Raw genomic sequence first — 15,107 nt, forward strand, 5'->3', positions numbered from 1 at the left:
TCCCTCTTTTTCACAAGAAAACCGGGCGTGGATATATTTTCTGCGCCCGGCTGTTTCCTGTTTATGCTTCTTCCTCTGTCGTCTCTTCTTCCTCTTCTGCAAGAAGCTGTTTTTCGATATACAGAGTCAGATTGTTGATTACATCATACGGAGAACCTGACATCGTGCAGCCAGCCGCACGGATATGGCCGCCGCCGCCGAATACGGCTGCGATTTTGCTCACATCAACCAGCTCGTCGGAGCGGAGGCTTACTTTGAAGACCTGCGGCTCCAGCTCATACAGGAAGATCGCTACGTGAACGCCTTCTGTATTTTTTAACTGGCTGACAATGCCGTCCATATCTCCCGATGTCAGGCCATAGAAGTCCATGATCTTCTTCCGCACGATACCGACAATACACTGCTTGTCGAGAAGCATGATGCTCTCTGTCAGCGTGCGTCCCATAATCTGGTTCTGTACGTATGTTTTCTTGAAGAATGCATCCTCGATGATTCTGGTAAACGGAACTCCCTTTTCCATCAGAGCGGCCGCAACCCGCATCGTGTGCGGAGAGGTGCTGCTGTACTGGAATACGCCGGAATCGGTCACAATACCGGTGTACAGCGCCTCGGCGCACGGCTCGGAGATCTTTTCTTCCTCCAGAAGCCCAAACAGCACCTCGCAGGCAGAGCTTGCATCCGGCTCTACGTGATTGATTTCGCAATATTCTGTATTCGTCACATGGTGATCGATGCAGATCGTCTTTCCCGCTTTTGCAAGAAGCGGTGCGGCAACGCCGATGCGCTCCTCGCTGGATACATCCAGAAGGACCACAAGGTCGTACGCTTTCTCTTCACAGCTTGTCTTTACCTCAGAAAAACCCGGAAGATAGGAAAATTCCGGCCGTGGATCCTCAAGATAGACATCTGCCTGAATCTCCGGCCGATTGTCGCGAAGATACTGGTATAATCCCAGGCAGGAACCGATGCAGTCACCGTCCGGACGAACGTGTCCGGCGATGGCCATGCAGGAGACTCCGTTTAGAATTTCATCAATTTTCTTCATTTTCCTCATCCTTTTTGTCTTCTTTGTGTGTTACTTCATCAATCAGTTTCGACATCGTAACGCCATATTCAATCGACTCATCCAGGACAAAGGTCAGCTCCGGTGTATTGCGGAGGTTAATGGTCTTGGCCAGCATACGGCGGATGAAGCCCTCCGCGCTCTTTAAGCCGCGGATGGTTTCTTTCTTCGCCTCATCATCGCCAAACACACTGATATATACTTTACACGTCTTCAGATCCGGCGCTACCTCTGCCGCTGTGACAGAGGTCATCATTCCGATGCGCGGATCCTTGATCTCGTTCCGGATGATGTTGGAAAGCTCTTTCTGTACTTCCCCGTTGATCCTGGTGTTTTTAATACTGTTTTTTCTCAACTTAATTCCTCATTTCTATCTCGGCACTTCTACCATGATATAAGCCTCGACCTGATCGAACTCCTGAAGATCGTTGAATCCTTCAAATACAAGACCGCACTCATAGCCGGAGCGCACTTCTTTGACATCGTCTTTGAAACGTTTGAGGGATGCCAGATTTCCTTCGAAGATCTGGTTTCCTTCGCGGCTGATTCGAACTTTGCAGCCTCTCTGGAACGTTCCGTCCAGTACATAGCTTCCGGCGATCGTTCCGACACCGGATGCCTTGAAGAGCTGACGTACCTCGGCATGGCCGATAACTTTCTCTTCGTAAACCGGCTCAAGCATACCCTTCATGGCTGCCTCAACATCCTCAATTGCCTGGTAGATGACACGGTACAGACGGATGTCTACGCCGTTCTGCTCTGCCATGGATTTTGCGTTCGCATCCGGGCGTACGTTAAATCCGATAATGATGGCGGAAGATGCGGTTGCCAGCATAACGTCGGACTCGTTGATCGCACCGACACCGCCGTGGATGACGCGTACGGCAACTTCCTCGTTGGAGAGTTTGACAAGACTCTGTTTTACTGCCTCGACAGATCCCTGTACATCGGCTTTGACAACAAGTGCCAGTTCTTTTAAGTTACCCTCCTGAATCTGGTTGAACAGATCATCCAGGGACATCTTCGCTTTTGTCTCCTCAAGCAGGTTCTTCTTGTTCTCTGCCACGAAGGTTGCTGCGAAGTTCTTTGCTTCTTTATCGTTATCGGTCTGAACGAGGATCTCTCCTGCGTTCGGAACATCGGAAAGTCCGAGAATCTCAACCGGAGTAGACGGGCCTGCCTCTTTGACGCGGCGTCCCTTATCATCCATCATCGCACGGACTTTACCGGAGCATGCGCCTGCTGCGATGTAATCGCCGACATGCAGGGTACCTTTCTGTACCAGAATGGTAGCAACCGGTCCTTTTCCTTTATCCAGCTCAGCCTCGATGACAAGACCTCTTGCTTTCCGGTTCGGGTTTGCTTTCAGCTCGAGCACTTCGGAAGTCAGAAGGATCATCTCCAGCAGATCGTCGATACCTTCGTTGTTCTTTGCAGATACCGGAACGAATACGGTGCTTCCGCCCCAGTCCTCCGGAATCAGTTCGTACTCGGAGAGCTCCTGTTTTACACGCTCTACGTTTGCGCCTGGTTTATCGATCTTATTGATCGCAACGATGATCTCAACGCCGGCTGCTTTTGCATGGTTGATTGCCTCAACGGTCTGCGGCATCACACCGTCGTCTGCTGCGACAACGAGAATGGCGATATCCGTTGCATTGGCTCCACGCATACGCATAGCGGTGAATGCCTCATGTCCCGGGGTATCGAGGAACGTAATCTTCTGTTTGTTGATCGAAACGGTGTATGCACCGATGTGCTGGGTAATACCGCCAGCCTCGCGGTCGGTGACATGGGTGTTCCGGATGCAGTCCAGAAGAGATGTTTTACCGTGGTCAACGTGTCCCATAACGCAGACTACCGGCGGACGCGGAACCATGTCTTTTTCATCCTCTTCGTCCTCTTTTAAGAGCTCTTCGATCACATCGACTTTCTCTTCCGGCTCAGCGATGATGTTATAATCAAGCGCGATTTCCTGTGCTTTTTCGAAATCGATCTCATGGTTTACGGTAACCATCGTTCCTTCCATGAACAGTTTCTTTACGATGACTGCCGGCTGCATTTTCATCTTCTCAGCCAGCTCGCGGATGGTCATTTTCTCCGGCAGGGTAATCTCCTTTACCTCATCCTTCGGTGCTTCCTGTTTCGGTTTGTTGACCGGTTTCTGGAGCGCTTTCGGGAGTCTGGACTGCTGATGATGTCCCTGGTTCGGACGGTTTCCGCCTCTTCCTCTGTCTTCACTGAATTTATTTTCTCTTAAAGAATCTTTGTTTTTGTCTTTTTCTTTTCTTCCTGTATCACGGCCTGGCTTCTTGATGCCAAGGCTCATTGTATCGCCTGCAGAGCTCTTATGCTCGGTTCTGCGGCGGTCTCCTCCCGGACGGCGGTTCTGATTCTGGGAATCATCATCCTTTCCTGCGAACGGTCTTCCGCCATTATTTCCCGGTCTGCCTCCGTTTGGACGTGCGGAACGCTCACCGAATGGTCTTCCGCTTCTCTCACCGTTTCCACTTCTTCCGCCGTTATTGCGGTCTCCTCCCGGACGGTCTCCGCTGCGGTTCGGGCGGTCTCCATTGTTTCCGCCGAAGCGGCGTTCTCCCTGCGGACGGTCTCCGCTGCGGTTCGGGCGGTCTCCGTTATTGTTGAAGCGGCGCTCTCCCTGCGGACGGTCTCCATTGCGGTTCGGACGGTCTCCGTTATTGTTGAAACGGCGCTCTCCCTGCGGACGGTCTCCATTGCGGTTCGGACGATCTCCATTTCCGCCGTTTCCGTTTCCACGGTTCGGACGGTCCTCGCTTCTTCCGTTTCCATTGCGGTTTCCTTCCGGACGGCCGTTTCCGCGGGACGGACGGTCTTTTTTCTGTCCCTGGTTCTTTGTGAACTCTTTTGCTTCTTTACTTGTTGCGTTCTGCGGACGCACAACGGAAATAATTTTCTTTTTCTTCGGTTTTGCCTGCTCTTCCGGTTTCTTCATTTCCATATTTTCTGTATCTTTCTTTTCCAATGATCTTTTCTCCTCTTTCTGCGGTTTTCGTGTTTCCTGCATCCATCCACCGACCTTTCCGGCCTTACGCCTTACGCTTCTGCCAACAATGCTGCTATTTTTTCTGCAAAATGCGCTTCACATACGGCAAGGGAAGAACGGTATTCTCTTCCGATGGCTCTTCCAAGCTGCTCTTTGTCCCCAAAAAGAATGCATGGCACTTTATAGTATGCACACATATTGCGAAATTTCTTCTGTGTATTGGCCGACGCCGTTTCCGCCAGAATGACAAGGTATGCGCTGCCGCTCTTTACGGCCTGCTCGGTCGCAAATTCGCCGCTCGATACCTTACCCGCCTTCATGGCAAGGCCCAGCATGGATAATCCTTTACTTTGACTGTTCAATCTTCGCAAATGCCTCCTTTAACTGCTCATAAACCTCTGATGGAATTTCTGCCTTCAGAGAACGGGAAAGTCCTTTGTTTTTCATTGCATTCCCCAGACATTCCAGAGAGCAGACATAAGCACCGCGTCCGTTCATTCTTCCGGTTGTGTCCGGAACAATCGTTCCTTCGGTGGTTTTCACCACGCGGATCATTTCTTTTTTGTTTTTCATTTCATTGCAGCCAATGCATTTACGCAGCGGCACTTTACGAACTGTACTCAAATGCTCATCCCGCCTTTGTTTTTATTTTAATTACTCTTCGTCTCCGGCTTTCTCTGCTGTTTCTACATCATTCTCGTCGAAGTTTTCTTCTGCAGAGATGGTTTCCTCCTCTGCTGCGGACTCATCGTAATTGTCCTCTTCCTCGTATTCCTCTTCTTCTACGTAGTCGAAGTCTCCTGCCTCGCGTGCCTGGGTCTCGCTCTTAATGTCGATCTTGAATCCGGTCAGACGTGCGGCAAGTCTTGCGTTCTGTCCCTCTTTACCGATGGCAAGGGAAAGCTGGTAATCCGGAACGATTACTTTTGCGGTCTTCTCATCCGGATCTGCCATAACGGAGATAACTTTTGCCGGGCTCAGTGCGTTCTCGATCAGGAGTGCCGGGTTCTCATCCCATGTAATGATGTCGATCTTCTCTCCGTTCAGCTCATTGACAACCGCGTTGACACGGCTTCCGTTCATACCGACGCATGCGCCGACTGCATCGACGTTCGGATCGTTGGACCATACTGCCATTTTCGTACGGCTTCCTGCCTCACGGGCAATGCTCTTGATCTCTACGATGCCTTCTGCAACCTCGGAAACCTCAGACTCAAAGAGACGTTTTACGAGTTCCGGATGGGTACGGGATACCATGACTTTCGGTCCCTTGGTTGTATTCTTTACTTCCAGAACGTATACTTTCACACGCTGGGTCGGCTCAAATTTCTCGCCTTTGACCTGCTCGTTCTCGGTCAGCAGAGCGTCTACTTTACCGAGGTTGATGCTGACGTTGCGTCCCACATAGCGCTGTACCACACCGGTAACCACATCGTGCTCTTTCTCGAAGTACTGATCAAACAGAACTTTACGCTCTTCCTCACGGATCTTCTGAAGAATGACGTTTTTGGCATTCTGGGTTGCAATACGGCCGAACTCTTTGGATTTGATTTCTACCGGAACGATATCGCCGAGTTCATAGCGGGAGTCTGCACGTTTTGCATCGGAAAGGGCGATCTCCATGATCGGATCCTGTACCAGATCAACAACGGTTTTCTCTGCTACGACTTTGAAATCACCAGTCTGGGCGTTAATGCTTACCTTTACATTATCTGCTTTGCCAAAATGGTTTTTACAGGCCTGGATCAGCGACTGCTCAATTGCCTCAAGCAGGGTATCTTTGCTGATATTCTTCTCTTTCTCAAGAACTTCAAGGGCCTCCATTAATTCTGTATTCATTTTTCTCTTTTCCTCCTGTATCTGCGTCTGTTTAGAAATCAAATGCTAAACGGATCAATGCAATATCGCTTTTCTGGAAGACGCGCTCTGTTCCGTCCTCCTCCAAAATGGTCACACTGTTATCATCATATGCGGTGAGTATTCCGTAAAATTCCCGGTTTCTCTCGATCGCACGGTATGTCCGGATTTCCAGCTCTTTTCCCATGCTTCTCTTATAGTCTTTCTCTTTTTTCAGCGGACGTCCAAGGCCCGGGGAGCTGACCTCCATGATATAGGCGTCATCGATAAAGTCCTCTGCGTCCAGCCGGTCAGAAAATGCACGGCTGACGATTTCGCAGTCATCTACGGTAATTCCGCCTTCTTTGTCGATGTAAGCACGCAGGTACCAGGTACCGCCCTCTTTGACATACTCCACATCCACCAGTTCAAAACCATTGGCTTCTACAATCGGAGTGATCAGTTCTTCTGCCTTCTGTTCGTATTCTTCTCTTCTGCTCAAATCCTCACCACCTTTTTTGATTTAGGGAAACTTTCGAAAAATTCTTTCATTTCCCTGTACACAAGAAAGAGTGGACGAAATCGTCCACTCCTTAACAGTCACTTATTAACAACTTTACTATAGCACCTTTTCCGTGCAATTGCAAGGGTTAATTTTCAAAATATCCTTTATTTATCGCCTTTTCCGGCTTTTTTGTTCGCCGGTTCCGGGCAGATGTGGACATCGAGCTGGTTATACGGGATGGAAATTCCCGCCGCGTCAAACTCTTCTTTGATGCGCTCATTCATTTTCCATTTGACCGGCCAGTAATTTTCCGTTGCGACCCAGGCGCGCAGACCGACCGTGATCGCGCTCTCGCCCAGCTCATCTACGAAAAACTGCTGCTCCTCCGACTGAAAATGCGGCTCCTCCTCAACGAGGCGGCGCAGGATATCCTTCGCTTTTCTGATATCGGACTCATAAGAAATGCCGACTTTGATTTCCAGCTTTCTGCGGTCCATTGCCGTCACGTTGATGATGGTGTGATTCGTAAGATTGGCGTTCGGGATCATGATGGTACGGTTGTCGATGCTGTTGATTGTCGTGTAATACATCTCAATCTTTTTGACCGTTCCCTCCTGGCCTTCGCCCGGGAAAATGATGTAGTCACCGACCTTAAATGGCTTCAGCAGCAGAATCATCACCCCGCCTGCAAAGTTTGAGAGGCCGCCCTGCAATGCCAGGGATACGGCAACGCCGGCGGAGGCGATGGCTGCTGCGATCGACGCTTCGGATACGATGCCGAGCTGAACGATAATGGTCAGCACCAGCAGCGTGTTCAGACTGTATTTCACCATGGAAACGGTGAAACTGACCACCGCCTCCTCCGTGTGAAAACGCCGCATGTTTTTCCGGATCAGACCACAGAGCCACAGGATCAGTTTGCGTGCAACCAGAAACAGAATTACTGCAAACACAATCTTCAGCACCAGATCGGCAGCCGAAGAGGCCTTGTCGATCCAGTATTCATAGACGCGTTCCGCCGCTGTCAGATTCACCATGTGTTATCTCTCCTCTGTCTCGAATTTTCTCTGCAGCTCCTCGCCGAGTTCACTCATGCCTGTGCTTTTTTTCGTTTTTGTCTCTGGTTTTGCCTCTGATTTTGCTTCCGACTTGGTTTCCGGCTTTGTAGCCGGCTTCTTTTCCGGATCGGCGGCTGCGCGGTATTTTTCCACGGCTTTTGCTGCCTCTGCCGCTGCGGATTTTCCGGCTTTCACCAGCTTGTCCACCGTCTGCTCTACCGTTTTCACCGGTTTGCTGTCGATCGCCTGCTTTACGGCTTTCTCCACCTTCTCTGTCGCAGTCGTAGTTCCCTGCTTTTTCTCTGCGGTTTTCACCGTTTTTTCCGATACCTTTTTCTCTGCTTTTTTCTCTGCTTTTTGAGCAGTCTTTGTTGTTTTCTTTGCTTTTACTGCTTTTACTGCTTTTACTGCTTCTTCCGTTTTTCCAGCCGGTTTTCCCTTCTTTCCGGTTTTCTTCTCTGCTGCCGCTTTCGCTGCAGTTTTTGCCTTTGCGCTCTTATTGCTTGCAGCGCCCGTCTCCGGCTTCGTATAAGAAAATACCTGAACAGAAAGCGGTGCGAGTTTTACGGTAATCGAGTTTTTCCGCTCGTCGCACTCTGTTTTTTTCGACATTTTCACGCGTGGATTTCCGACGCCTGTTCCGCCATAGCTTTCCGCATCGCTGTTGAACATCTCTTTGTACTTTCCTGGATACGGCACACCAATGCGGAAATCATCGTACTCGACATTCGAGAAGTTGCATATGACAAGCAGCGTATCTTCTTTCTTCCTTGTTCTGCGAAGGAAGATCAGAAGATTCTTTTCCCACTCCATGCCATTGATCCACTCAAAGCCCTCCGGCTTTTCGTCAAGCTGATACAATGCCGGATTTGCTTTGTAGAATGCATGAAGTGCCGCCATATAGTTCTTTAACTGCAGATGTTTCTTGTCCTCAAGAAGCTCCCAGGACAGGGACTGTTTCTCATTCCACTCTTTTTCCTGTCCAAATTCCTGTCCCATAAACAGAAGCTTCTTTCCGGGATGCACCATCTGATAAGCGTACGCCAGACGAAGATTTGCCATTTTCTGCTCCGGTGTACCCGGCATTTTGGTATACATAGACCCTTTCAGGTGAACCACTTCATCGTGCGACAGACTCAGCATGAATTTCTCCGAGTATGCATATACCATAGAAAAAGTCAGCTGATCGTGATGTGCCCCGCGGTATACCGGATCGTTTTTCATATATTCCGTAAAATCATTCATCCAGCCCATGTTCCACTTGTAGTCGAAGCCAAGTCCTTCATCGTCGAGTTCTCCCGTCACCTTCGGCCATGCAGTCGATTCCTCTGCGATAAGAAGCGCATCCGGGAACTCTTTTTTGAAGATGGAGTTCAGATGTTTTAAAAATTCGATTGCCTCAAGGTTCTCATTTCCGCCGTAGATATTTGCGACCCACTCCCCGTCCTGCTTGCCATAATCAAGATACAGCATCGATGCAACCGCATCCATACGGATTCCGTCGGCATGGTACTCTTTTGCCCAGAAAAGCGCATTGGCGATCAGGAAGTTCTTTACTTCCGGTCTGCCGTAATTGTAAATCAGCGTGCCCCAGTGTGGATGGGATCCCTGTCTCGGGTCAAAATGCTCGTACAGACACGTTCCGTCAAACGCAGAAAGTCCGAAGGTATCGCGCGGGAAGTGTGCCGGTACCCAGTCGAGAATAACACCAATGTCGTTCTGGTGCATCGTATCCATAAAATAGCGGAAGTCATCCGGCGTTCCGTATCGTGCTGTCGGTGCGTAATAGCCCGTTACCTGATAACCCCAGGATTCATCGAGTGGATGCTCCATCACCGGCATCAGCTCAACATGGGTGTAGCCGAGCTCTTTCACATAAGAAGCCAGCATCGGAGCGATCTCACGGTAGTTATAAAATTCACGGCCATCGTCCGGTTTTTTCCAGGAGCCAAGATGCACTTCATAAACAGAAATCGGCGCTTTGTCGCCCTGTGTGACACCACGCTTCTTCATCCAGTTCTCATCCTGCCAGGCATATTTTCCAAGATCAACCACAACACTCGCATTGTTCGGACGCAGCTGTGCTGCATTCGCGTATGGATCCGATTTCAGATACGTCAGACCGCCCTTTGCCTTAATTTCATATTTATAGATGTCGCCCGCGCGAACACCGGGGATAAAGAGTTCATAGATCCCGGACTCCAGAAGATTCATCTGATATGCTCTTCCGTCCCAGTTATTGAAATCCCCGACAACGCTGACACGGATCGCATTCGGTGCCCAGACAGCGAAGTAAACACCACTGATACCATCGATCTTTACCGGGTGTGCACCCATCTTCTCATAGATGGAATAACAGATGCCGTTTTCAAACTGTTTCTGTTCCTGCTCGGTGAACTGCATCGGATAGGCATATGGATCGTAATGCTCCATCTGGTTTCCGTCGCCGTCCCAGTAGATCAGCGTATAGGACGGAATTTTCTTTCCCGGAAGCAGCACAGCGAAAAATCCCGCCTCATCCTCGCAAACCATCTCGGTCTGTTTTCCGTCGCGGATCGTATGTACGGCTGCACGGGTTGCACCCGGGAAAAACGCCTGAATCAAAATACCATCCTCCGTTACGCGCGGTCCCAAGATGTCTCTTGGATGATTTTCCTCAGAATAGACCACGGCTTCTATTTCCGCCCAATCCATATAATCGTATAATTTTTCTTCCATTTTCAAAATTATAACCCCTCCTTTTTTATTTTACGTGCTCTCGCTGCTGCTTCCCCCATACAAAATCGCATAAAAAAGCACTCATTCATGCCAGAGCGTGTTTGAAAAAAGCTTTTCGTGAGCTGCGAGTCCCATTTTCAGCCCAAACGGTCTGCAGCAACCGGATAAGGTCAAAACAGATCGCGAAGTGGGGCTTGCAGATTGTGGAAATGATTTTTCAAATTCTGTTTTTATTCTACCATCCTAACTGCGATTGTACAATGCAAATCTGGTTTGTTTTTTATTCATTTCCTACGATTACGGCAAGATCTTCATCTGTCGTCTGCATCTCATCGTTCTCAAACCAGATACTGTAAATGTTCTGTGAAGTCAGTGTTTCCAGGGACTCCCTGGAAAGCGATTCGGCCTGATAATCAGAAAATGCTGCAAGCAGCGTATTGGCACAGCCATATTCACCGGAATAGACGATCAGTTCGGAGGCTGCTGTGTGGTCTTTTCCGTCTGCCGCGCTAAGATACGGCGTGCGCATCGTTCCGTCCTGATACTGGTAATAGCGGTACGCATCCGGGCTGCCCGCCTGGTAAGCGTGGAAAAACACGATGCTTTTCGGTCCTTCATACGTCATTGTTCCGTATGACTGGATTTCGTTCCCGGAAAGATGATACAGCGGATACCGGTACTCTTTTTCTCCCGTCTCATCGAGACAGCGCACGAAACCGTCCTTACTGGAAATAATGCCGAGCTGATAGCCCTCGCCACGAATCGTATCCGCCAGATAATCAATCAAAAAAGCATTTTTCATCCAGAAAAAGTCGAGATATGCGGTATAGCCCATCTCTGCGGCATACGCCTGATACGCGTCTGACACATGCAGACAGACCTGGTTTTCCCCTGACAGCTCCAGTGAAATATCATCCGGGTTCTGTGTAAAGGCAGCAACTGCTGCCGTTTCTTCTGCTGCCGCATCGTTCCGGTTCGGATCAAACTGCGCTGCAGCCGCATCATCATTGCTGGCGCAGAGATTTTCCAGGGACGCATACAGCGGTCCCAGATAAATTTCCCGGCAATTGGCATCGGATACTTTTTTCAGTGCATCGTATAAAACCGGATCTACCGTCAGCACTTCATTTGGATGCTGGTTGATATCATACAGGTTTGTCACATCCTCAAAGCTCTCATCTATATTGAAAAGCCGGTAGCCTTTCACTGCCGCATCTGTGTAAAGCAGCGAAAGCGCCTTTGCCTCCCCGCCTGCAGAAACCCCGCTTGCGCCAACGTTATATTTCAAGGTAAAATCCTCACCGCAGTTCAAATCCGCGCCTGCCTTTACACTGATCTCACGCCAGCCGGAATCTCCATGCAGAAAGTTCATAAAACCATACACCAGAAAACCGGATCCAATCGCCAGAAGCAGTACTACAAGCAGGATGCGCCGTCCGACATTTTTTTCGGAAAGCCAGACCTTCTGTACCGGCTTTGGCAGCCGTCTGTTCGGATCTTTTACTGTTCTTCCCATTTTTTTGCTCCTCTTTCATTCTAATTTTCCTTTTCCGCTGTGATTTATTGTCCCAAAAAACACATCGCCCGTCAAGTAAAATCGGAACGGAATTCATCTCGCACTTCGTTCCGGAAGCCACAACTTTTTTAATTTACAGAAAATTTCAACGAAGTTTCCTGTAAACTATGAGAAACACGCTCCGCGAGTTTCTCAAGTTATCGCGGCAGTCGCCAAGGTCTCGTGCAAGCACGGACTTTGGCTCGTTGCTCGCGTAAATCAAAAAAAGCGGCACCGGAACCTTTTTTCTGGTTCCGGGCCACTTTTTCTTTCCTGTCCACTATAGGGCAACTAAAATCAATGCAATGATAAAGATCAGGAGAATCACGGCAAGTACAGCAAATCCGTACAGCGCGCCCTGCTTGCATGCTTTGTAGTTGTGATAGTATTGTTTCTTTTTGTATACCATCGCTGCGATGATACCGATGATCGGGAAGAAGAACGACAGCACTTTGTACCAGACGCTTCCGGTATCGTGAACCGGAGTTTTCAGGAATTCATCTTCTGCCTTGGAAAGATGAACCTCGTGGTTCTCCTCTTTTACTTCCTCGCCAGGCTTTCGGATGGTGATCGGCTGCAGCGGCTCTCCCTTCTCACGGAGTGCCTTATACTCTTCGATCTCTTTTTTATTTCCATATACAAAATGATTGTGTCCGATGTCCACGAATTCCGGTTTGTCCACGGAATAATCGTGAATGGACGGGTCATAGGTGTACAGCACCTTATTCTTCTCGAGCTGCGGATCCGGAATCGGGATCGCAGAGATCAGGGAATGGGTGTATGGATGCAGCGGGAAGTTGAACAGCTCCTCTGCGTCCGCAACCTCTACGATATTTCCTTTGTAGATAACACCGATACGGTCGGAAATGAACCGTACGATGGAAAGGTCATGGGCGATAAACAGATAAGTAACCTGTTTTTCTCTCTGGAATTTCTTCAGCAGATTGAGGACCTGGGCACGGATCGATACGTCCAGTGCGGAGATCGGCTCATCGGCTACAACCAGCTCCGGCTCCATAACCATGGCACGGGCCAGACCGATACGCTGGCGCTGTCCGCCGGAGAACTCATGTGGGTAACGGGTCAGGTGCTCTGGCAGAAGACCAACCTCGTTGATCATGTTCTCTACCTTTTTCACACGGTCTGCCTCGTTCTCGTACAGATGGAAGTTGTAAAGACCCTCGGATACGATATAATCGACCGTCGCACGCTCATTTAACGATGCGGCCGGATCCTGGAATACCATCTGAATGTTTCGGATAACCTCCCGGTCCAGGGAATGCGGAATCTTACCGGAAATTTTAACGCCCTTATACAGGATCTCTCCTGCGGAACACGGGTTGACACGAATGACCGCACGGCCGATCGTTGTCTTTCCGGAACCGGACTCGCCTACGAGGGAGAAGGTCTCTCCCTTGTAGATGTCAAAAGAAGCATTTTTTACCGCTTTGACTGCGTCATCGCCCTTGCCGAAAGTGATATCTACATTTTTTACCTGCAGTAAGATTTCTCTTCCATTTTCGTCAATCGGACCATGCTCCGGCAGATGCGAAACAGTGGTCTTGCTTTCCTGCTTTGTAGACACTTTCAAACTCTCCTATAAGTTATATGCTTTTAACAGTTTTTCGTGAATATTCTGAATAGCTTCCGGTTTTTCTGTCTTCGGCGCTCTCGGATCCAGCAGCCATGTCTTGGCATAGTGGGTATCCGTTACCTTGAACATCGGCGGCTCCTCCAGAGTATCAATCTTCAGACAGTACTGGTTACGCGGTGCAAACGGGTCTCCGATAATCTTATTGTACAGAGACGGCGGCGTACCGGTAATGGAAAACAGCTTTGTATTCCGCTCCGCAAGCTGCGGCAGGGAAGAAAGCAGCGCCCAGGTGTACGGATGGCGCGGATCGTAGAACAGCTCTTCTACGTTCGCAAACTCGATGATCTGTCCTGCGTACAGAACGGCAACACGGTCTGCGATATTCGCTACGACACCAAGGTCGTGGGTAATAAACACGATGGTGTAGTTGTACTCTTTCTGAAGATCCTTGATCAGCTTCAGGATCTGTGCCTGAATCGTAACGTCCAGCGCAGTTGTCGGCTCATCGCAGATGAGGATCTTCGGACGGCAGGAAAGTGCAATCGCAATAACGATACGCTGTCTCATACCGCCGGAATACTGGAACGGATAATCATCGAAACGCTGCTCTGCGTTCGGAATACCAACCTTTTCCATCAGCTCAAGCGCCTGTGCTCTTGCTTCCACCTCGCTGACATTCTGATGCTTCATGATAACAGACGTAATCTGTTTTCCGATTGTGATGATCGGGTTCAGGGAAGTCATCGGATCCTGGAATACGGTTGCAATTTTCTTACCGCGGATCTGGCCCCAGTCATTCGGATCCTGGATTTTTGCCAGGTTAATGATACAGGTTCCATGAAGCCGCTCCGGTGTCTCATCCAGATAGCGTACACGGAAAGTTGCCTGGTCGAAAACGCTGTTCCGTTTCTGCTCGTCATTCAGATCCACACCGCGTTCCATCGCAGCTTTGAATGCCTCGTGCAGCTTCTTGATCATGCGAACCTTTTTACGCAGTTTATAACGTCCGACAGAAAGATAGATCTCTTTGGCAAGAATCTCGTTTCTCTTTCTCGTCTCGTCCGTAATTTCTTTTGCTGTCAGGCCGGCGTACTCTTTTTTGTACTCTGCCATTTTTGCCTCATACGCCTGATTGTATGCCGTATCGTTCATGGCAGCCTGTTTGTGAGCCTTGATTTTTTCCTCTTTTGCTTTCTGCAGAGCCTTAATCTCTCCATCCAGTCTGGAAATCTCCGCGGATGTCTCTTTGACTTTCGCTTTTTCTTTGGAAGTATCGAGTGTCTGCTTATAGTTGAAAAGTTCGGTTCTCTTTATTACAAGTTCCTTGATTTCAGCCTCTGCTTTCTCGCGCTCTTCCTCGCTCAGCGTCATTTTTTCTTCTTTTTCCTGCTCCAGCGCCTTCATTTTCAGAAATACTTCTGAACCATATTCCAGTTTGGAATACTCGTTCAGTTTTTCCAGGGTAGAAGCGATGGTCTTTTTCGCATAAGAATTCAGCGGAACAACCGTATCACTCAGTTCGTCATCATTGAAAATGATATCTCCCTGATCGATGAAACCGTTGCTGTCCAGCATACCCGCAAACGCTTTCGTGAATACGGATTTACCGGCACCGGATTCTCCTACGATAGCAATGGACTCATTCTCGTAAATATCCAGCGTTACGCCCCGGATTGCCGTCAGGATACGGCCGCGGACACGGAATTTTACCTGTAAGTCCTTAATCGATAATAATACTTTTTTATCTTCCATG

At 49.2% G+C, this 15,107-nt stretch carries 13 protein-coding genes; 1 reads left to right on the plus strand and 12 read right to left on the minus strand.

Going from position 1 to position 15,107, the window contains the following annotated elements:
* Window positions 1-61: 61 nt before the first annotated feature.
* From DXB83_RS05645 to glgB, 9 genes are all read right to left on the minus strand, one after another.
* Complete coding sequence (locus DXB83_RS05645) at window positions 62-1,045, minus strand: DHH family phosphoesterase (RefSeq protein WP_117804404.1); 984 nt, start codon at window positions 1,043-1,045, stop codon at window positions 62-64.
* A complete protein-coding gene (gene rbfA / locus DXB83_RS05650) occupies window positions 1,032-1,418 on the minus strand; it encodes a 30S ribosome-binding factor RbfA (RefSeq protein ID WP_022462931.1) in 387 nt (128 codons plus the stop codon). The genes DXB83_RS05645 and rbfA overlap by 14 nt, the downstream gene beginning before the upstream one ends.
* Window positions 1,419-1,433: 15 nt before the next feature.
* Window positions 1,434-4,109, minus strand: a complete 2,676-nt coding sequence (infB, locus tag DXB83_RS05655) for a translation initiation factor IF-2 (protein WP_082424733.1) — start codon at window positions 4,107-4,109, stop codon at window positions 1,434-1,436.
* Between the two features lie 29 nt (window positions 4,110-4,138).
* Window positions 4,139-4,450, minus strand: coding sequence for a L7Ae/L30e/S12e/Gadd45 family ribosomal protein (locus DXB83_RS05660; protein ID WP_055221524.1), 312 nt, complete (start codon window positions 4,448-4,450; stop codon window positions 4,139-4,141).
* Window positions 4,434-4,712, minus strand: coding sequence for an RNase P modulator RnpM (gene rnpM / locus DXB83_RS05665; RefSeq protein ID WP_117804403.1), 279 nt, complete (start codon window positions 4,710-4,712; stop codon window positions 4,434-4,436). Before rnpM ends, DXB83_RS05660 begins: the two co-directional genes overlap by 17 nt.
* A gap of 30 nt (window positions 4,713-4,742) precedes the next feature.
* Entirely contained in the window at window positions 4,743-5,927 is a 1,185-nt protein-coding gene (nusA, locus tag DXB83_RS05670) for a transcription termination factor NusA (protein WP_117804402.1), read from the minus strand.
* Window positions 5,928-5,958: 31 nt separating this feature from the next.
* Entirely contained in the window at window positions 5,959-6,426 is a 468-nt protein-coding gene (gene rimP, locus DXB83_RS05675; RefSeq protein WP_022462927.1) for a ribosome maturation factor RimP, read from the minus strand.
* A 167-nt stretch (window positions 6,427-6,593) separates the two neighbouring features.
* Window positions 6,594-7,466, minus strand: a complete 873-nt coding sequence (locus tag DXB83_RS05680; protein ID WP_022462926.1) for a mechanosensitive ion channel family protein — start codon at window positions 7,464-7,466, stop codon at window positions 6,594-6,596.
* 3 nt (window positions 7,467-7,469) lie between these two features.
* Complete coding sequence (glgB, locus tag DXB83_RS05685) at window positions 7,470-10,205, minus strand: 1,4-alpha-glucan branching protein GlgB (protein ID WP_117804426.1); 2,736 nt, start codon at window positions 10,203-10,205, stop codon at window positions 7,470-7,472.
* A gap of 101 nt (window positions 10,206-10,306) precedes the next feature.
* On the opposite strand from glgB, the gene DXB83_RS17360 reads away from it, so the two are divergent.
* Entirely contained in the window at window positions 10,307-10,561 is a 255-nt protein-coding gene (locus tag DXB83_RS17360; RefSeq protein WP_416388104.1) for a DUF6783 domain-containing protein, read from the plus strand.
* On the opposite strand, the gene DXB83_RS05690 is transcribed toward DXB83_RS17360, so the two are convergent.
* The 3 genes from DXB83_RS05690 to oppD all read right to left on the minus strand — a co-directional run bounded on the left by DXB83_RS05690 (window position 10,486) and on the right by oppD (window position 15,106).
* On the minus strand, window positions 10,486-11,721 hold the full coding sequence (locus tag DXB83_RS05690) for a hypothetical protein (protein WP_117509188.1): 1,236 nt from the start codon (window positions 11,719-11,721) through the stop codon (window positions 10,486-10,488). The two genes, DXB83_RS17360 and DXB83_RS05690, sit on opposite strands and share 76 nt — an antisense overlap.
* Window positions 11,722-12,040: 319 nt before the next feature.
* Complete coding sequence (locus DXB83_RS05695) at window positions 12,041-13,345, minus strand: ATP-binding cassette domain-containing protein (RefSeq protein ID WP_270423095.1); 1,305 nt, start codon at window positions 13,343-13,345, stop codon at window positions 12,041-12,043.
* Between the two features lie 12 nt (window positions 13,346-13,357).
* Complete coding sequence (oppD, locus tag DXB83_RS05700) at window positions 13,358-15,106, minus strand: oligopeptide ABC transporter ATP-binding protein OppD (RefSeq protein WP_117509189.1); 1,749 nt, start codon at window positions 15,104-15,106, stop codon at window positions 13,358-13,360.
* Window position 15,107: the final 1 nt, after the last annotated feature.

This window comes from Blautia sp. OM06-15AC (genome assembly GCF_003481425.1).
GTDB lineage: Bacteria > Bacillota > Clostridia > Lachnospirales > Lachnospiraceae > Fusicatenibacter > Fusicatenibacter saccharivorans.